Source organism: Pseudomonas sp. SIMBA_068 (assembly GCF_046534705.1).
GTDB classification, from domain to species: domain Bacteria; phylum Pseudomonadota; class Gammaproteobacteria; order Pseudomonadales; family Pseudomonadaceae; genus Aquipseudomonas; species Aquipseudomonas putida.
This window is the reverse complement of record NZ_JAWRYI010001063.1, coordinates 1-254: the sequence shown is the minus strand read 5'-3', so window position 1 is coordinate 254 and position 254 is coordinate 1. Positions and strand designations below refer to the sequence as shown.

At 66.9% G+C, this 254-nt stretch carries 1 protein-coding gene; it reads left to right on the top strand.

From position 1 onward, the window contains the following. On the top strand, positions 1-254 hold a 254-nt coding region (locus SB756_RS32695), incomplete at both ends, for a proton-conducting transporter membrane subunit (RefSeq protein WP_410913592.1).

The window sequence follows — 254 nt, the reverse complement described above, 5'->3', positions numbered from 1 at the left end:
GCTTCCTGCTGGGCATCGGCCTGCTGCTCGCGTTCGCAGGTTCGATGAACTACGGCGAAGTGTTCGCGAAGCGTGCCGAGCTCGCGAGCCTGCACTTCCCGGGCACCGACTGGGGCCTGCTGACCGTTGCCTGTATCTGCCTGTTCATCGGCGCGATGGGCAAGTCGGCGCAGTTCCCGCTGCACGTGTGGCTGCCCGACTCGATGGAAGGCCCGACCCCGATCTCCGCGCTGATCCACGCCGCCACCATGGTG